The sequence below is a fragment of the Cellulomonas fimi genome (assembly GCF_028527925.1).
Classification (GTDB): Bacteria; Actinomycetota; Actinomycetes; order Actinomycetales; family Cellulomonadaceae; genus Cellulomonas; species Cellulomonas fimi_C.
The window spans coordinates 73,868-92,185 of the sequence record NZ_JAPESW010000015.1 but is presented as its reverse complement, the minus strand read 5'-3'; the positions used below and the strand labels follow the sequence as shown (position 1 = coordinate 92,185).

The 18,318-nt window shown below is 73.4% G+C and carries 13 protein-coding genes; 6 read left to right on the top strand and 7 right to left on the bottom strand.

Annotated elements, in window-relative coordinates:
- Window positions 1–431 precede the first annotated feature (431 nt).
- Window positions 432–1,496, bottom strand: a complete 1,065-nt coding sequence (locus tag OMK64_RS09405; protein WP_272727813.1) for an LLM class flavin-dependent oxidoreductase — start codon at window positions 1,494–1,496, stop codon at window positions 432–434.
- Window positions 1,497–1,830: 334 nt separating this feature from the next.
- On the opposite strand from OMK64_RS09405, the gene OMK64_RS09400 reads away from it, so the two are divergent.
- The 4 genes from OMK64_RS09400 (at window position 1,831) to OMK64_RS09385 (ending at window position 9,244) form a co-directional block, all read left to right on the top strand.
- Window positions 1,831–3,381 (top strand): pectate lyase family protein, encoded by a 1,551-nt coding sequence (locus OMK64_RS09400; RefSeq protein WP_272727812.1) that lies wholly within the window; start codon window positions 1,831–1,833, stop codon window positions 3,379–3,381.
- 127 nt (window positions 3,382–3,508) lie between these two features.
- Window positions 3,509–4,174: a hypothetical protein gene (locus OMK64_RS09395; protein WP_272727811.1), complete on the top strand. Its 666-nt coding sequence runs from the start codon at window positions 3,509–3,511 to the stop codon at window positions 4,172–4,174.
- Between the two features lie 8 nt (window positions 4,175–4,182).
- Window positions 4,183–5,418 carry an alpha-amylase family protein gene (locus OMK64_RS09390; RefSeq protein WP_272727810.1) on the top strand — a complete coding sequence of 412 codons (1,236 nt, stop codon included), beginning with the start codon at window positions 4,183–4,185 and terminating at the stop codon, window positions 5,416–5,418.
- Between the two features lie 487 nt (window positions 5,419–5,905).
- Window positions 5,906–9,244: a glycosyl hydrolase gene (locus OMK64_RS09385; protein ID WP_272727809.1), complete on the top strand. Its 3,339-nt coding sequence runs from the start codon at window positions 5,906–5,908 to the stop codon at window positions 9,242–9,244.
- Between the two features lie 189 nt (window positions 9,245–9,433).
- Here OMK64_RS09385 and OMK64_RS09380 read toward each other — a convergent pair whose 3' ends face one another.
- The 4 genes from OMK64_RS09380 to OMK64_RS09365 form a co-directional block, all read right to left on the bottom strand.
- Window positions 9,434–10,411 (bottom strand): LacI family DNA-binding transcriptional regulator, encoded by a 978-nt coding sequence (locus tag OMK64_RS09380; RefSeq protein ID WP_272727808.1) that lies wholly within the window; start codon window positions 10,409–10,411, stop codon window positions 9,434–9,436.
- Between the two features lie 160 nt (window positions 10,412–10,571).
- Window positions 10,572–11,327, bottom strand: coding sequence for an AIM24 family protein (locus OMK64_RS09375; RefSeq protein ID WP_272727807.1), 756 nt, complete (start codon window positions 11,325–11,327; stop codon window positions 10,572–10,574).
- Window positions 11,327–11,968 (bottom strand): AIM24 family protein, encoded by a 642-nt coding sequence (locus tag OMK64_RS09370; RefSeq protein ID WP_272727806.1) that lies wholly within the window; start codon window positions 11,966–11,968, stop codon window positions 11,327–11,329. Before OMK64_RS09370 ends, OMK64_RS09375 begins: the two co-directional genes overlap by 1 nt.
- A 13-nt stretch (window positions 11,969–11,981) precedes the next feature.
- Complete coding sequence (locus OMK64_RS09365) at window positions 11,982–12,599, bottom strand: AIM24 family protein (RefSeq protein WP_272727805.1); 618 nt, start codon at window positions 12,597–12,599, stop codon at window positions 11,982–11,984.
- Window positions 12,600–12,901: 302 nt separating this feature from the next.
- Between OMK64_RS09365 and OMK64_RS09360 the strand changes: the two genes are divergently transcribed.
- Both OMK64_RS09360 and OMK64_RS09355 read left to right on the top strand, forming a co-directional pair.
- Window positions 12,902–14,785: an HSP90 family protein gene (locus tag OMK64_RS09360; RefSeq protein ID WP_272727804.1), complete on the top strand. Its 1,884-nt coding sequence runs from the start codon at window positions 12,902–12,904 to the stop codon at window positions 14,783–14,785.
- Window positions 14,782–17,688 carry a hypothetical protein gene (locus tag OMK64_RS09355; protein ID WP_272727803.1) on the top strand — a complete coding sequence of 969 codons (2,907 nt, stop codon included), beginning with the start codon at window positions 14,782–14,784 and terminating at the stop codon, window positions 17,686–17,688. Before OMK64_RS09360 ends, OMK64_RS09355 begins: the two co-directional genes overlap by 4 nt.
- A gap of 61 nt (window positions 17,689–17,749) precedes the next feature.
- On the opposite strand, the gene OMK64_RS09350 is transcribed toward OMK64_RS09355, so the two are convergent.
- Together OMK64_RS09350 and OMK64_RS09345 are read right to left on the bottom strand one after the other, a co-directional pair.
- Window positions 17,750–18,070 (bottom strand): type II toxin-antitoxin system PemK/MazF family toxin, encoded by a 321-nt coding sequence (locus OMK64_RS09350; protein WP_272727802.1) that lies wholly within the window; start codon window positions 18,068–18,070, stop codon window positions 17,750–17,752.
- Window positions 18,067–18,267, bottom strand: coding sequence for a hypothetical protein (locus OMK64_RS09345; protein ID WP_272727801.1), 201 nt, complete (start codon window positions 18,265–18,267; stop codon window positions 18,067–18,069). Before OMK64_RS09345 ends, OMK64_RS09350 begins: the two co-directional genes overlap by 4 nt.
- Between the last annotated feature and the right edge of the window lie 51 nt (window positions 18,268–18,318).

The window sequence follows — 18,318 nt, the reverse complement described above, 5'->3', positions numbered from 1 at the left end:
CGGCGAAGGCACCGGCGCGCGCGCCGGGGGACCGGTCGGGCACGAGCCCGAGCGCCCCGCCGAGCGCGGCGCCGAGCAGGGTGACGCCCTGGAGGTCAGGGCCGGAGAACAGGACGATCGCGGTCGCGAGGACCGCGAGGGCGAGGCCCGCCAGGATGTGACGCCTCATGCTTGACCACCTCGTCGTGGTGACCGCCGGCGGGGTGCGCCCGGGGCGGTGGTGCGGGGACACGGCGGCCCGACGGGCCCGCCACCTGCACCGTCACCGTTGACGGTGGTCGTCGAGCGGGCCCTCGGGCGCAACCGAGCGACTGTCTAGCAGTCGGTCCAGCACCTGAGCCACGCGGTACTAGGTAAATCGGCGCGGTACTAGGTACATCGTTATGTCGCCGTGATCTGGCGTCGTCCGAACGGGTCGTCGCCGCATGGTGTCAGCCGCGCAGCAGGGGGAGCAGCTGGTCGCCCTGCCGGCGGATCTCGCGCAGGTACGGGGTGTCGGACAGGACGAAGTGCGTGACGCCCAGGTCCTGGTACCGGCGCAGCGACTTCGCGACGTCCTCGGCCGATCCGACGAGCCACGTCGTGCCCGCACCGCCGCCCCCGAACCGGCCCGGAGCCGTGTACAGGTTGTCGTCGAGCACGTCGCCCCGGGCGGCGAGGTCGAGCAGGCGCTGCTGGCCGACGGCGGTGCCGCGGTGCCGGTCGACGGGCACGGTGCCGCGGGTGCGGGCCAGCTCGGCGACCTTCGCCTCGGCGTCGGCCCACGCCTCCTCGGTCGTGTCGCGGACGAACGTCGTGACGCGCAGCCCGAACTGCAGCGGCGGGTGCTCGCGTCCGAGCCGCTGCTCGAGGGTCCGGAGGCGGTCGATGCGCTCCTGCACGCCGGCGAGCGGCTCGCCCCAGAACAGCTGGACGTCGGCCTCGGTGGCGGCGACGCGCTCGGCGGCCTCGGACGCACCGCCGAAGTACAGGGTGGGGTGCCGCCGGTCGCCGCGCGGCTCGATGCGGGGCAGCACCGTCGACCCGGTGACCTGGAAGTGCTCGCCGTGGAAGTCGACGTGCTCCTGCGTCCAGAGCCCTCGGACCAGCTGGAGGAACTCGCGCGTGCGGGCGTAGCGGTCGGCCTGGTCGCCGTCGGCGTCGCCGTACGCGGCGAGGTCGTCCTTGCCGGAGACGACGTTGACGCGCACGCGACCGCCCGTGAGGTGGTCGAGCGTCGCGGCGGCGGACGCGAAGTGCGCGGGTCGCCAGTAGCCGGGGCGGACGGCGACCAGCGGCTCGAACGTGGTGGTGCGCGCGGCGAGCGCGGTGGCGACGGTGAACGTGTCGGGCCGTCCCCACCCGGTGCCGAGCAGCGCGCCCTTCCACCCGTGCTGTTCGAGTGCGAGGGCCTGCTCGGCGAGCGTGTCGAGGCTGTTGTGGCCGGCGGACACGCGCTCGCCCCGGTGACCCGGTGCGACCTGGTTGGGGATGTACCAGAGGAACTCGGCGCTCATCGGTGACCTCCTGTCGGGAGCGCGCACTGTCCCCCGCCAGGCGCGTCGAGTCCAGGACCTCGCCGGACCGTCCCGCGGGCTGAGAACGGGCGCCGTGGCGTCGGCGCGCGTCGCGTCTCCGCAGGTCAGCCGCGTCTTCCAGTCGCGAAACGTTTAGTCGTTGAGGTCATGGAAACCGCTGTCCTACGATCGAGAAACCGGTTACTCACCCGGTGGGTGACGTCCGCAGGACCCGCGACGACGCGGCGCAGCGCCCACGACGGCGCGCGGGACGCACCTCGGCACTGCCCCTTCGACGACGAGGTGAGAGGCAACGATGAACCGACCAGTCGCAGTGCGACTCCTCGCAGCAGGAGCCACGACGGCCCTGGCTGCCACGCTCGGCCTGACCGCCCTGGCCGCCCCCGGCGCGGTCGCGGTCACGGGCACCGCGAACGGCTTCGCGGCAACGAACGGCGGCACGACCGGCGGCGCCGGCGGCACGACCGTCAAGGCCACCACGGGCACCGCGATCCACCAGGCGCTGTGCAGCCGTCCCAGCAAGACGACCCCGATCACCATCCAGGTCGAGGGCACGATCACCGTCGGCAACACGTCGCAGGTGTCTGGCTCCGGGTGCAGCACCGCCTCGGGAGTCATCGAGCTCAAGGGCATCAGCAACGTGACGCTCGAAGGCGTGGGCGGCGGCGCCACGTTCGACCAGATCGGGATCCACATCCGCGACTCGAGCAACATCATCATCCAGAACGTCACCGTCAAGAACGTCAAGAAGTCGGGCTCGCCCACGTCCAACGGCGGTGACGCCATCGGCATGGAGAGCACCGTCCGCAACGTCTGGGTCGACCACGTGACGCTCGAGGCGTCGGGCGGCGAGTCCGAGGGCTACGACGGCCTCTTCGACCTCAAGAACGACGTCGAGAACGTGACGCTGTCGTACAGCATCCTGCGCAACTCCGGTCGCGGCGGCCTCATCGGGTCGAGCGAGACCGACACCGGCAGCGGCAACATCACGTTCCACCACAACCTGTACTCGAACATCGACTCGCGCACGCCGCTGCTGCGCGGCGGCGTCGCCCACATCTACAACAACCACTACGTCAACCTGCACGAGTCCGGGATCAACTCCCGTGCGGGCGCCAGGGCGAAGGTCGAGAACAACTACTTCGAGGACTCGAAGGACGTGCTCGGCACGTTCTACACGTCCGAGCGGGGCACCTGGCAGACCGCCGGCAACATCCTCGACAACGTGACGTGGTCCTCGGCCGGCTCCGACACCTACCCCGCCGGCCCGAGCATGGCGTCGACCACCACGGTCTCCGTGCCGTACTCCTACAGCCTCGACGGCGCGTCCTGCGTCCCGAGCGTCGTGTCCGCCACCGCCGGCGCCAACAAGGGCCTCAAGACGTCGAACGGCTCCTGCACGCCGACCACGCCGAACCCGACGCCGACGCAGACCTCGAACCCGACGCCCACGCAGACGTCGAACCCGACGCCCACCTCGAACCCGACCACGCCGAGCGGCACCAACCTGAGCATCGGCGCGGGCGCCGACGGGTCGAGCAAGGCCAGCGGCACGAGCTACGGCAACGTCGTCGACGGCTCGACCAGCACCTACTGGTCGCCCTCAGGCTCCACCGGGAAGATCTCGGTGAAGTGGGGCTCCGCGAAGACGATCTCGAAGGTCAACATCGTCCAGGCGTCGGGCGGCGGCTCGATCGGGTCCTGGAAGATCCTCAACGCCGACACCGGCTCGACCCTCGCGTCCGGCAGCGGCGCACCCGGCGTCGTGTCCTTCTCCTCCACGTCGCTCAAGAAGGTGACGCTGGAGATCGTGAGCGCGTCGGGCACGCCGCGCATCGCCGAGCTCCAGACCTTCGCCGGCTGACCGGGCGGCCGCAGCCCGGCCGATCAGCGCGGAGCCCCGAGGAGTCCTGCACGCGGACCCTCGGGGCTCCGCCTCGTCCCGCACGTCGTCCGCGCGCGCCCCGGGGGCGGAGTAACGTCCAGCGACCGTGGACGCCTCGTACCCGTCGCCCGTTCCGCCCACCCCCGCGACCCCACGCCGCTCGCTCGTCGGGCCCGTCGTCCTGACGTCGGCCGGTGCGCTGCTGCTCGTCGCCACGATGGTCGCCGCGGTCGTGGTCGTGCGGACCTTCCTGTCGCTGCTCCCGCTCGGCGTGATCGACGCGCAGGGCGACGCGGGACCGTCGGCGGTGGCCTCGACCGCCGTCCCGGGCTCCGTCGGAGCGGACCTCACGCCCGGGCGGTACGACGTGTTCCTCGTGGTCGACGACGGCGACGCGCACACGGGTCTCGACGCAGACGTGCGCGTCGTCGGCCCCGACGGCTCACCGGTGGAGGTCGACGACGCACCCGGCGTGAGCATCAACGCGCAGCGCGGCGACCGCCGGGCGTTCAACGTGGCGGCGTTCACCGTGACGACCCCGGGCGAGCACACGGTCGTCGTGCCGGGCTCGCCCAGCGACGGTGCGCTCGCGGTGGTCGCGGAAGGGCAGCGGACGTCGTCGTTCCTGCTGGGCGTGTTCGGCACGATCGGGGGCGTGTTCCTGGCGATCGTCCTCGGCCTGCTGGGACTGGGCCTGACGGCGGGCGGCACCGTCTGGTGGGCGCTGCGCGCGCGGGCCCGTACGGTCGGACCGACGGCACGCGTCGGCTGAGGAGGGGCATGGGCTGGGTCGAGCACTGCATCTGGTGGCACGTCTACCCGTTGGGGTTCACGGGGGCGCCGATCCGGACCGAGCACGACGCGGCGCACCGGCTCCGCCACCTCGAGGCGTGGCTCGACTACGCGGTCGAGCTCGGCACCTCGGGGTTGCTGCTCGGACCGGTGTTCGCGTCGGAGTCGCACGGGTACGACACGCTCGACCACTTCCGGATCGACCCGCGTCTGGGCGACGAGTCGGACCTCGACCACCTCGTCGCGGCGTGCCGTGACCGCGGGCTGCGCGTCGTGCTCGACGGCGTGTTCAACCACGTCGGCGCCGGCCACCCGTGGGTGCGCGAGGTGCTCGACGGCGGTCCCGACGGCCCGCTCGCGGACGTGCTGCACGTCGACTGGTCCGACCCGGCGCACCCGCGCCTCGGCGACTTCGAGGGGCACGGGTCGCTCGTCGCGCTGAACCACGCGTCGCCGCAGGTCGCCGACCTCGTCGTCCGCGCGATGACGACGTGGCTCGACCGCGGGATCGACGGCTGGCGGCTCGACGCGGCGTACGCGGTGCCGACCGAGTTCTGGGCGCAGGTGCTGCCGCGCGTGCGCGAGCACCACCCCGACGCGTGGTTCGTCGGCGAGGTCATCCACGGCGACTACGCCGCGATCGCGCAGGCCGCCGGGTTCGACTCGGTGACGCAGTACGAGCTGTGGAAGGCGATCTGGAGCAGCCTCGTCGACGGCAACTTCTTCGAGCTCGACTGGGCGCTGCAGCGGCATGCGGAGATCCTCGACAGCGTGCTGACCAGCACATTCGTGGGGAATCACGACGTCAGCCGGATCGCGTCGACGGTCGGGCCGGAGGGTGCGGTGCTGGCGCTCGTCGTCCTCATGACCGTCGGCGGCGTCCCGTCGGTCTACTACGGCGACGAGCAGGGGTACACGGGCGTCAAGGAGGAGCGGCTGGGCGGCGACGACGACGTGCGCCCGTCGATGCCGCCCACGCCCGCGGACCTCGGGCCGTGGGGCGCCGACATGTTCCGCCGGCACCAGGAGCTGATCGGGCTGCGTCGTCGGCACCCGTGGCTGGTCCGGGCGACGACGACGGCGACCTCGCTCACCAACACGCGGTACGCCTACACGGCCCGTGCGGGCGACGACGCGCTGCACGTCGAGCTCGACGTCACCGACGGTCACCGGGCGCTCGTGCGCGACGACGCCGGGACGGTGCTGTTCGAGTACCGCGCCTGATCCGCCGTCCGGGCGGTCCCGACGTCGTCGCACGCGTACGCGCGGGTGACACGTGTGAGCGGCACGGGTGCGTCCGGTGTCCCTCGTCCGGGGTCGACCTTTTCCTTCCGCTTGACTTTGTCGGGCGCCGCCAGCAACCTTGACGCTCAACGCCGGTGACACGAGTCAACGACCGTGATCAGGCCTCAGAGACGAGGCCCTGCGCCGGCGACGGACTGCACGACGGCGGTCACGAGCCGCCCGCACGACGCCGGCCACGAGGCACGGTCCGCGCTGCGACAGGGACGTCGCACCGCACCGGGCCGACGACCGGCACCCGCCCCGCACCGGCGCCGCCACGCGCGACGCCGGTGAGACCAGCACGCCCGGCGCGCACGTCCCCCGACGCCCGCGCCGCCCTCGGTGCCGCACGACCGTCGACGACGACCGCCGCCCGGCACCCGACCCGAGAAACGGAGACCGTCGGATGTCATCCCATCCCCTGCCGGTGAGGGCGCGAGCCGTCGACCGGCGCGCCCTCGTGGCGATGATCCTGGTCGGTGCCCTCGTGGCGTACCTCGTCCAGGCGCTGTTCCTGCCCGTCCCGCGCGCCGCGGCCGTCGCCGTGGGCTCGGGCAGCTACGCCGAGGGCACGCCCAGCGGCGGTGCGGTGCCGACCGAGTGCAACAACACCCCGGTCACCAACCCGCGTGCGCACGTCACGTCGAGCTTCCCGGCGGGGGCGATCCCGACCAACGACTGGTGGACGTCGTTGCTGTGGCGCAAGTTCGACTGCAGCGCGATCTCCGAGAACCTCGTCGCCCACCCGCTGACGTTCAAGGCGTTCACGAACGGCCTGGGAGTGAGCTACCCGACGACGCCGAGCGTCTCCGGCACGTCGACGGGCGTGAGCGAGTACCACTACTCCTACGCCGAGGACTTCCGGCTCGGCGTCGCCGGCCTGACGTCGGACGGCAAGGTCGACACGTACTCCGACTGGACGGTCACCGAGCTCTGGAGCAACGGCTCGAGCAGCCTGCGCACGACGTTCGGGCACGGCCTGCCGTTCGTCTACGCGACCAAGACCGGCGGCAACGCGACGCTCACGACGACCGGCACGCCGACCGTGTGGAGCAACACCAACGCGGCGCTCGGCTTCACCGTCAACGGCCACGACTACGCGGCCTTCGCACCCTCCGGTTCCACGTGGAACATCTCGGGGACGTCGATCAGCTCGTCCCTGAACGGCAAGGACTTCTTCTCCGTCGCGGTCCTGCCGACCGGGTCGGGCACCAGCACGGCCGACAAGGTCGCCGCGCTCAACGCATACGCGACGTACGCGCACAACCACGTGACCGGCACCAAGGTGTCCTGGTCGTACGACGAGGCGACCGCGCGCATGACCGCGACCTACGCGTTCACGACGACCGCCAAGCAGGGCACCGCGACGGGCACGGTCTACGCGCTCTACCCGCACCAGCGCGACCAGCTCTCCGGCGTCACGCCGAGCAGCTACGCGTACGTCTCGCCGCGCGGCCCGATGCGCGTCGTCATCGGCTCGTCGCAGTTCCGGACGGTCACCCCGTTCAACGGCGTGCTCCCGCAGCTCGCGGCCACCGGCTTCACGCCCGGGTCCGCCGACGCGACGCAGCTCAACGGCTACGTCGACCAGGTCGCCGCGACCGACCCGTTCGCGGGCTTCGGCGAGGACACCTACTGGACGGGCAAGGCCTTCGGCCGGGCCGCGCAGGTCATCCAGATCGCGAACCTCACCGGCAACACCACCGCGCGGGACAAGCTGCTCGCCTCGGTCAAGACGCGCCTCACCGACTGGATGACCGCGTCGTCCGGCGAGACGCAGCGGGCGTTCTGGTACAACCCGTCGTGGGGCACGCTCATCGGCTACCCCGCGTCGTACGGTTCGGACACCGACCTCAACGACCACCACTTCCACTACGGCTACTACGTCGTCGCGGCCGCCAACGTCGCGCAGTTCGACCCGTCGTGGGCCGCGGACTCCGCGTACGGCGGCATGGTCAACACCGTCATCAAGGACGCCGCCAACTGGGACCGCAACGACACCCGGTTCCCGTTCCTGCGCGACTTCGACATCTACGCCGGCCACGACTGGGCCTCCGGGCACGGCGCGTTCGGCGCGGGCAACAACCAGGAGTCGTCGTCCGAGGGCATGAACTTCGCCAGCGGGCTCATCCAGTGGGGCCAGGCGACGGGCAACAAGACCGTCCGTGACCTGGGCATCTACCTCTACACCACGCAGGCGTCGGCCATCGAGAACTACTGGTTCGACACCGACGACGAGGCGTTCCCCGCGTCCTTCGGCCACTCGACGGTCGGCATGGTGTGGGGCGACGGCGGCGCGTACGCGACGTGGTTCTCCGCGGAGCCCGAGATGATCCAGGGCATCAACCTGCTGCCCAGCACCGCGGGTCACCTGTACCTCGGCTACAACCCGTCGTACATCGGCCGGAACCTCACCGAGCTCGAACGCAACAACGGCGGCAAGGCGACGGTGTGGAAGGACATCATCTGGGAGTTCCAGGCGCTGGCCGACGCCCCCACCGCGCTGTCGGAGTTCCGGTCGCAGGCCAACGCGTACACCGTCGAGGAGGGCGAGTCCCGGGCGCACACCTTCTACTGGCTGAAGAACCTGTCCGTGCTCGGCACCGTCGACCGGTCCGTCACGGCGAACACCCCGCTGCACGCGGTCTTCGTCAAGAACGGCACGCGCACCTACCAGGCCGCCAACATGGGGAGCTCGGCGATCACCGTGACGTTCTCCAACGGCGTCACGCTGTCCGTGCCGGCGCGATCGGTCGCGTCCACGACGGGCGGCTCGACCGGCGGTGACACCACGGCGCCCTCGACCCCCTCGGGGCTGAGCGCGTCCGGGACCACCTCGTCGTCGACGAACCTCTCCTGGTCGGCGTCGACCGACAACGTCGGGGTGACCGGGTACGAGGTGCTGCGGAACGGGACGGTCGTCGGCTCGACGTCCGGGACGACGTACAGCGCGTCGGGCCTCTCGGCCGGCACGACGTACACGTTCGCTGTCCGGGCGTACGACGCGGCCGGCAACCGGTCCTCGTCGAGCACGTCGGTCAGCGTGACGACGGCCTCCGGCACCGGCAGCGACACCACCGCGCCCTCGACCCCGTCGGGGCTGGGCGCGTCGGGCACCACGTCGTCGTCGACGACCCTGTCGTGGTCGGCCTCGACCGACAACGTCGGGGTGACCGGGTACGAGGTGCTGCGCAACGGCACGGTCGTCGGCTCGACGTCCGGCACGACGTACACCGCGTCGGGCCTGTCGGCGTCCACGGCGTACACGTTCGCGGTCCGGGCGTACGACGCGGCCGGCAACCGGTCCGCCACCAGCGGCTCGGTGCCCGTCACGACGTCGGCGGGCACCGGTACGGGCGTCGACGCGACGTCCCGGATCCAGGCAGAGGCGTTCAACGGCCAGTCGGGCACCGCGACCGAGGCGACGTCGGACACGGACGGCGGCCTCAACGTCGCCTGGATCGGCAACGGCGACCACCTGCGCTTCGACAACGTCCGCTTCGGCACCACGGCTCGCACGCAGTTCAGCGCGCGCGTCGCGTCCGGTGCCGCGGCCGGGGTCAGCGGGCTCGTGGTCGTGCGGCTCGACAGCCCCACCGCGTCACCGGTGGGCAGCTTCGCGATCGGCAGCACGGGCGGCTGGCAGACGTGGAAGACGGTCCCGACCAACATCACGGGCGTGACCGGGACCCACACGGTGTACCTGACGTTCGAGTCCGGTCAGCCGGCCGACTTCGTCAACGTCAACTGGTTCACCTTCCAGTAGGCCGACCGACCAGGCCGACCGACGACAGGGCGCACCCGCCGGACTCCACACCGGCGGGTGCGCCCTCGGCGTGCGGGGTGGCGACGATCATGTCGGCCGGACGCCGGGACGCGACGGTGGCCGGCGACGATGCCGGTCGGCCAGCCCTGGCGCCCTTCGACCGACGTCCGCGGACCGCACGGCCCCGGGTCAGGTCGACTCGCGCGCGACCACGTGGAAGACGTCGCTCGTCTGGGACGGCGGCCGGACCGCGGGGTCGAGCGCCGCGAGGACCGACGCGGCGAGGTAGGACGCCTGCGCGTCGATGGCCTGCCAGATCGTGGTGAGCGGGGGCGCCGCGAGCTTCGCGGTCGGGATGTCGTCGACGCCGATCACGGCGACGTCGTCGGGCACCCGGAGCCCTTCGGCGCGCAGCCCGGCGAGCACCGCCAGCGCGACCTCGTCGTTGTACGCGGCCACCGCCGTCACGGGCTCGTCGCCGGACCGCCACGCGCGCACGGCCGCGGTCGCCGACTCGACGTCGAGCCCGACGGCGGCGACGCGCGGCGCGGGCAGCCCGTGGTCCTCGCACGCGGCGCGGACGCCCGCGAGCCGCCGGTCCGCGAAGGCGGACAGCCGGTCGTCGGCGGGTGCCGCGTAGGCGATCGCACGATGACCCCGCTCGACCAGGTGGTCGACCTGGAGCGCGCCGATGTTTGACTGCGGGACGGAGAAGATCTCGGGGTGCGGGTCCTCGTCGAGCGCCGTGCCGACGACGGGGATGCCCGCCCGGCGCATCGCGTACGTGTCCTCGTCGGCGAACGGTGCGAGCCCCAGCACCGCGCACGGCGTCACCGCGCGCCACAGGTCGGCGAGCGAGCCCTTGCCACGCCCGCTGTGCACGAGCACCGACAGCCCGTGGTCGGCGAGCGTCGTCGTGAGGTGGTCGATGAGCGTGTCGATGACCGGCCCGACCGTCCAGTCCGGGAGGACGACCAGCACCAGGTCCGAGCGGCCCGAGCGCAGGGTCCGCGCCGCCGCGGACGGGGTGTAGCCGAGCCGGGCCGCCGCGTCGAGGACGCGCTGCCGGGTCGCGTCGGTGATGACGACGCCGTCCTTGGCGTTGAGCACGTAGCTCACGGTGGTGCGCGAGACGCCGCTCTCCCGGGCCACGTCGGCACTGGTCACCCGCGGCACGGTCTTCCTCCTCAACCTGGCCGGACTGCGCCGCCCACCCTAGACCCGCCCACGCGCGCGGAGTCGGCGCGTCGCCCAAAGACGCGCGCACGGCGGTACGAGACCCGTCCGCCGGCCGCGGAACCCCGTCGAGGGCACCGCCGCCGCGACGTCAGGCCTGCTGGGAGCGGGCGACGAGCTTGTGGCCGAGCTGGCCGGCGGAGTGGGCGTCGAGCATCTGCGTCTGCGCCTCGACGATCCGCAGCAGCGCCGGGTCGTGCCGCTGCACCTCCGACGACTGCAGCAGGACGGTGCCCTTGCCGGTGAAGTCGAACTGCCGCTCCTCGCCGGACTCGCGGCCGAACATCATCTGGACGCCCGCGACGAGCGAGTGCGCCATCCAGTTGTAGTCGTAGTGGTGGCTCGGCGAGGGGCAGTCGGCCCAGCCGAGCAGCGCCTCGGGGTCGGCGCGGAACGGCGGCTCGACGAAGATGACCGGGCCGTTCGACGACGCGAGGAACTTGCCCGTGCCGATGAGCGTGACGAAGCCGGGCACGATCGACTGCTTGAGCTCGAGGGCCGTCTCGAACGCCAGCAGGTTGGTCTGCTTGATCGTGAGGTTGCCGTCGGCGAGGTCGTACGAGTTGATGTCGTTCCCGCGGTCGCCGATGACGAGCTTGCCGTGGCCGGACGCGACGACCCACTCCTGCGCGTAGAGCGGCGACGAGAACCGGGCGGCGACCCACGCGGCACGCGACGCGTACGCGCTCACGGCGGAGAAGTCGATGTTGCCGTAGTACGCGATCATCGCGCCCTTGGACGTGAACCACTCGCCCGCGAGCTCGATGCAGAACGCGTACGGGTTGACGTTGTCGTTCGACGGCAGGGTCCGGGCGTCGAGGACGGTGGTGTCGATGCCGCTGATCATCAGAACTTCTCCTCGGACGCCTGGACGTAGACCGTGCCGTGGCCCGACACGTGGAGCTGGAACGCCTCGCCGGAGCCGCGGCCGACGAGGTCGCGCAGGCCGACGCTGGCCTTGAGGTCGATGGTCAGCGCGCCGGTGTGGCCGACGTACGCCTGCGGGTCGACGCCGACGACGTCGCCGGTGAGCTGCAGCGGGAACGTGCCGCCGTGCGAGAGCACCGCGACGGACCCGTGCCCGGCGATGCGCGTGGTGAACAGGCCCTGGCCCGTCATCGCGCCGCGCACCGCGGACCGGATGCCGCCCTGGCCGATGAACTCGACGCTCGTCTGGAGGTGTGCGTCGTGCGCGAGGATGCGGTCGGCCTCGACGGTGAGCGAGTCGCCGGTGAGCTCGATGACCGTGACGTGCAGCCCGCGGAACCCGTAGAGCACGGACCCGTTGCCCTCGGTCGCCATCATCGGGTTCGACTCGCCGGACATCGCGGCGCCGACGAACCCGCCGACGCCCTGGCCCTGCCCGCTGATCGGCCGGAACGCGACGTTGCCCTCGTACCCGAGCATCGCGCCGCGGCGCGCGAGCACCGCGTTCTGCTGCGTCACGGGGATGCGGACGACCTTGCTGTTGATCTTCTCGAACGCCATCGTCGTCGCCCTCTCAGCGCTCGGCGGGCTGGATGTAGACGGTGCCGTCGCCCTCGAACCGCAGGGAGAACGGCTCGCCGCCGTCCTCGCCGATCACGGACCGCCAGGAGACGCCCGACACGAGGCTCATCTGCGTCTGCCCGGTGCCCGCGACGTACACGTCGGGGTCGACGACCAGCGGCTCGCCCGGCCGGACGGCGAGCGCGATGAGCGGGCCGTCGGACATGATCGCGCACTGCCCGGTCCCGGTGACGGTCGTCGTCGCGAGGCCCTGGCCGCTCGTCATGCCGCGCAGGCCGGCGAACTGCACGTCGAGCTGGAGGCCGTCGGTGACCGCGAGGATGTGGTCGGACTCGACGGTCAGCCGGTCGTTCTGCAGCTGCACGACGGTCACGTCCATCGCGTCCTGCGCGAGGTAGACGCGGCCCGCGCCGCTGCACGTCATGAGGGAGATCGACTCGCCGGCGACGCGCTGCTTGAGCGCGGCGCGGAACCCGCCGCCGCCGCCCATGCCGGCCGACTTGAACTCGACCTTGCCGGTGTAGGCGACCATCGAGCCGGACGCGGCCCGGACGGTGTCGCCCTGGAGGTCGGCGTGCAGGACGCGCTTGTCGGCGGTGAGGACGGCCACGGTTCCCCTGTCTGACGGGCGCACGCGTGCGCGCGCGGGCGGAGGTCGACGCCGCGTCCGGGGGCGGTCGGCGTCGGGACTCCGGGGAGCCTAACCGGGTGGTGCGACGCCCGCGCCGTGTTCGCGCCTGGTGAGCAGGTGATTCCCCGACTCGGGGGAACACCCTCCGCCCCGAGGACGCGACATCGCCCCGGGTGCGCGACATCGATGTCTCGCTCCCGCGCCGATGTCGCCGTCTCGCGGATCCGTCGGGAGCGCCCGAACCCGCCCGGGAGGCCGGGGTTGGCACCTACAGTGCACGGGTGCCTGACGACGGGACGAGCGGGACGACGACGCAGAGCGCCTTCCAGGTCGACCTGCGCGGCGTCGTCGAGCTGCTGAGCCACCACCTCTACTCCGGCCCGCGCGTGTACGTGCGCGAGGTCGTCCAGAACGCGGTCGACGCGGTGACGGTCCGCGGTGCGCGCGACGACCGCCCGGCGCTGCTGCTGGTCCCGGCCGACGTGTCCGACGACGGCCGGCTGCACGCGATGGACTCGGGGGTCGGGCTCGACGAGGACGACGTCCGCACGTTCCTCGCGACGATCGGACGGTCGAGCAAGCGCGACGAGCTGGGCCTGGCGCGGTCGGACCTGCTCGGGCGGTTCGGCATCGGGCTGCTGTCGTGCTTCATGGTCACGGACGCGATCGAGGTCGTGTCCCGCAGAGGCGACCGCGGCGACGAGCCGCCGGTCAGGTGGGTCGGCGAGGCGGACGGCACGTACCGGCTGGCGCCGTGGACGCTCGCGTCGTCCGCGCCGGACGACCGCGCCGCGTGGCTCGACGGCGGTCCCGGCACGTGCGTCGCCCTGGCACCGCGACGCGGGTCGGAGCACCTGCTGAGCAGCGCGAGCGTCGTCGAGCTCGCCCGGCGCTACGGCGCGTACCTGCCGCATCGCGTCGTCGTCCGCACGCCCGACGGCGACGTCGAGGTGAGCGGCGAGACGCCGCCGTGGCGCGTGCCGGACCCCGAGCGGCGCCGCGATGCGTGCGTGCGCCTCGCGGAGGCCGAGCTCGGTGGGAAGCCGTTCCACGTGCTGCCGATCCGCGTCCCGGAGGCCGGGCTCGACGGCGTCGCCGTGATCGCCGGGCAGCGGTCGTCGAGCGCGCGGCACGGCCGGCACCGCGTCCACCTCAAGGGCATGCTCCTGTCGGACCAGGTGCCGGACCTCGTGCCCGAGTGGGCGTTCTTCGTGCGGTGCGCGGTCGACGCGGAGCTGCTGCGCCCGACGGCGGACCGCGAGGGGCTCGTCGACGACGACCTCCTGGAGCACGTCCGCACGTCGATCGGCGAGCAGGTGCGCGCGTGGCTCGTGCGGCTCGCGGCGACCCAGCCGCACCGGCTGCGCGAGTTCCTGTCCCTGCACGACACGGCGGTGAAGGCGCTCGCGCTGCACGACGACGAGCTGCTGCGCATCGTCCTGCCGCTGCTGCCGTTCGAGACGAACCAGGGCGTCACGACGCTGCCCGAGCTCCTCGCCACGACGGACGTCGTGCGCGTCACGCAGTCGATCGACGACTTCCGGCAGGTCGGCGCGGTGCTCGCCGCGCAGGGCGTCGCGGTCGTCAACGGCGGGTACACGTTCGACCTCGCGCTCGTGCACCGACTGGTCGACGTCCGGCCGGACGCGGTGGTCGAGCGCGTGACGCCGACGGACGTCGAGGGGCACGTGCGGTTCGTCGGGGAGGAGCGCGCGCGGGAGGTCGCGCCCGCGCTCGACGAGGTGCGCGCGGTGCTCGACGCGGTGCAGGTGGACGTCGAGCTGCGGTCCTACGCGCCCGCGACGCTCCCGGCGCTGCTGGTCGAGGACGACGCCGCGCAGGACCGGCGCGAGGTCCGCGCGGTGGCCGCCGAGGTCGACGACGCGTGGGGTGCGCTGCTCGGCGCCTTCGACGACGGCGGCAGCGACCGTCCGCGGCTGCTGCTCAACGACGCCAACCCGACGGTGCGACGCGTCCTCGCGCTCGACGACGCGACACTGCGCGGCCTCGCCGCGGAGACGCTGTACGGCCGGGCGCTCCTCGCCGCACCGCGACGGCTGCGCCCCGCCGACTCGGCGCTGCTCGACCGCTCGTTCAACGCCCTGCTGGACCGCGCGGTCGCGGCCGCGACCCCCACCACCGACCCCGAGGGGACGACCCGATGACCGTCACGCGCGCCGAGGTCGAGGAGCTGCTCGCGCGGCTCGCGCAGACGCCGCCGAACGCGAAGCCCGACGTCGCGACGGAGCTCGTCCAGGTCGCGGACGCGCAGGGCGACGTCGACCTGCGGTTCCGCGCCCGCCTGGCCTACGTGTCGTCGCTCCACCACGCCAACGACCGGCACCGCATGTTCGCGCCGTTCGTCTACGTGCTGCAGCAGTACGACGCCGCCCCCGGCTGGATGACCGACGAGCAGCGCTGGGAGGTCCTCTGGCTGCACAAGTGGATGGTCACGTGGCTCGTCGACCACCCGCAGGTGCCGCTCGCGCAGCTCGAGGAGGTGCTCGACGGCATGCGGCGGCGGTACGCGGAGGCGGGCGAGGGGCTCGCCCCGGTCCTGGGCTGCGCGTACGTGCTGCGCGCACACGTCGAGGGCGCCGCGGCGGCCGAGGACGAGTACGACGCCTGGGTGCACGCACCGCGCACGCACCTGTCCGACTGCCAGGGTTGCGAGCCGACGCGGCGCATCGCGCACCTCGCCGAGCTGGAGCGCCACGACGAGGTGCTCGCCGAGCTCGCGCCCGTCGTCGACGGCGACGTCGGGTGCAGCGAGCAGCCGCAGGTCGCGATCGGCGAGGCCCTGACGTCGCTCGTCGTCGTCGGGGACCACGACCGCGCCGCGACGCTGCACCGCACCGCGTTCCGGGCGAGCCGCTCCAACCCCGCCGACACCGCCTCGGTCGCGCGGCACCTGCACGTGCTCGCGCGCACGGGCAACCTCACGCGCGGGCTCGAGGTGCTCGGCGAGCAGCGGCACGCGCTCGAGCACCCGTCGTCCCCGTACGCCGGGATGGAGCTCGCCGCGGCCGCGACGCGACTGCTGCACGCGGTCGTCGCGGCGGGCGACGGCGACGCGACGGTCCGCGGGGGCGGTCGTCCGCCCGAGCGCGCCGCCGACCTGCTGGCCCGCGTCGAGCCGCTGGCGTGGTCGCTCGCGCGCGCGTTCGACGAGCGCAACGGCACGTCCACCGTCGGTGACCGCGTGCGCGCGTGGGTCGAGGCGCCCGACCTGCCGCACCTCCCGCTCGGACCCGTCACCGCACCCGCCGAGACGGTCGCGCGCCTCGACGTGGTCCGCACCCCGCTCGACCCGACGTTCGGCGTCGACCCCGGCGGGCTCGACCTGCCCGCGCTCGCGGAGCTCGTGATCCTCGCGCGCCGGCGTGCGTCGACGCCGACGTGGACGCGTCTCGTGGCGCACTGGAAGGCGCGTCGCGACGGCGAGCTCGCGACCCTCGACCCGGCCGACGCCGTGGCCGTGCGCGCCGCCGCCGACCTCGACGCGTTCGCGCTCTGGGCGCCCTCGCCGCACCCCGACCTGTCGCTCGCGACGAGCGCCGCCGCGCTCTACCGGAGCCTCGGCGACGAGGCCGAGGCGGTGCTCGTCGAGATCCTGGCCGACCTGCACGCCGGGCGTCCGGTCGACGTCGCCGCCGTGGTCGCGGCGGTCGACGCGCACGGCACGCCCGTGCAGCGGGCGCGCGTCCGGTCCCGTGTCGCCGCCGAGGCGCTCGAGGAGCAGGCGCGGGCGCTCCACGCCGACGCCTACGCGATCCTCGTCGAGGCGCGCCCGACGTCGGCCGAGGACCGGTCGGTCGCGGCGCGCGTGCTGCTCGACGTCACGCCGTTCGGCCCGGAGCGTGCCGCGGTGCTGCAGAGCGCGCTCGACCTGCTCGACGAGGGCGACGAGCCGATGCTCCGCGCGCAGGTCGCGGCCGAGCGCGCCGTCGCGAGCGCCCAGGAGGGCGACCTCGACGCGGCGCACGCGCACTTCGACGAGGCCGCCCGCGTCGCGCGCGTCGCCGGCGCCCCGGAGGTGCTGCTCCAGGTCGAGGCGCGCCGCGCGCACGTGCTCGCCGGGACCGGTCAGCCCGACCGTGCGGAGGCGCTCGCGCTCGCGGTCGCGGCGGCCGCGCGCGAGGTCGAGCGTCCGGACCTCACGATCGAGCAGAGCACGCTCGCGGCGCAGCTCATGGCGTCGCGCGGGCGCGAGCTCGAGGCCGTCGAGGTCGCCGAGGCCGCGCTCGGGCTCGTGTACCCCGACGCCGCCGTCTCGCGGCAGCACCGTGCGCTGCGCCGCCACCTGCGCGCCCAGCTGCTCGACCTCACGTCGCGCCTGTCCGCGGCGCTCGGCGAGCAGGACCGCGCCGTCGCGCTCGCCCGCGAGGCGGTCGACCTCGCGAGCGGGCCGGCCGAGCCCGGTGCCGAGCCCGACCCGGGTGCCGCGGCGGTCGTCGCGCGCCTTGCCGGGCTGGTCGAGGACGACGACGCCGTCGAGGCCACCCGTCTGTACGCGCACGCGCTCGACCTGGCCGAGCGCGCCGGTCAGGACGCGTTCGCGCAGGTCGTGCGCCGGGAGCGCGTCGCCGCGCGGTTCGACGCGGACGGGGTCGACGCGGCCCTGCGCGACGTCGACGACGCCGCGCGGTCGAACGCCGCGGCCCACGCCCGCACGCTCGCCGACCCCGACGCGGCGGCCGCCTGGCAGGGCTGGGACTTCGCGTGGGAGGACGTCGTGCTCGCGGGGATGCGCAGCCGGGTGCTCGCGTCGGCGGGGCTCGTCGACGACGCGCTCGCGGCCGTCGAAGGGCTGCCGGCGCGGTGGGACGAGGTCGGCGGGCGCGTCGAGGCGATCGACGCCGAGATCCTGCGCGGCCGGCTCCTGCTGCACACGCCCCGACCGGACGAGGGCGTCGCCGCGCTCGAGTCCGCCGCGTTGCGCGCCCGCGCCGCCGGGGAGACGTCGCTCGTGCACACCGCCGCGGGCACGGCCGCGAGCTGGCTCGACGAGTCCGGCCGCCCCGCGGAGGCGCAGGAGCTGTGGGACCGCCTGGTCGCGGACGTCTGAGGACGTCTGGGGAAGGCCCGCGGGCGGCAGGGAGCGCCGTGCCCGCGGGGTGACCCGAACGTCAGTCGAGGCCGAGATAGCGGCTGACGGTGTGCTCCAGCTCGGCGAGCTCGTCGGGTCCGAGGTGATCGACGGGGTCTCCGTGGACGTGGTCGACGTCGACCGCCCGCAGCTGGTCGACGAGCAGCACGGTCGGCTGACCGGCGAGCTCGAGCTGCGGACGGAAGCGAGCCGGCTGCGCCCGAGTGCTGGTCGGGACCACGACGACGACCGACCAGGCCACACCTGTGGCGGGCGCGAGCACGACGCCGTAGCGGCGACCGCCCTGCTCGTGGCCGCGCGCCGCACCGAGGTCGACGCGGTACACCGCGCCGCGGATCACCAGGCGTCGGGTTCGGTCGTCAGGTCCTCGTCGGCCAGGCGCTCCATGTCGTCACGGGCGCCCTGCCACCACATCTCGCGGTCGAGGAGGGCGAGGCCGCGCTTGATCGCGTCGCTGGTCGAGGTGCCGCGCTCCGCGGCCCGCGCGAGCACGTCGAGCTCGGCCGGGCCGGGCCGGAAGCCGATCGTCTTGCTCATGCCCTCGATGTTACACATCTGTGCAACATGCGCGCCCGGCAGCGAGGCCGT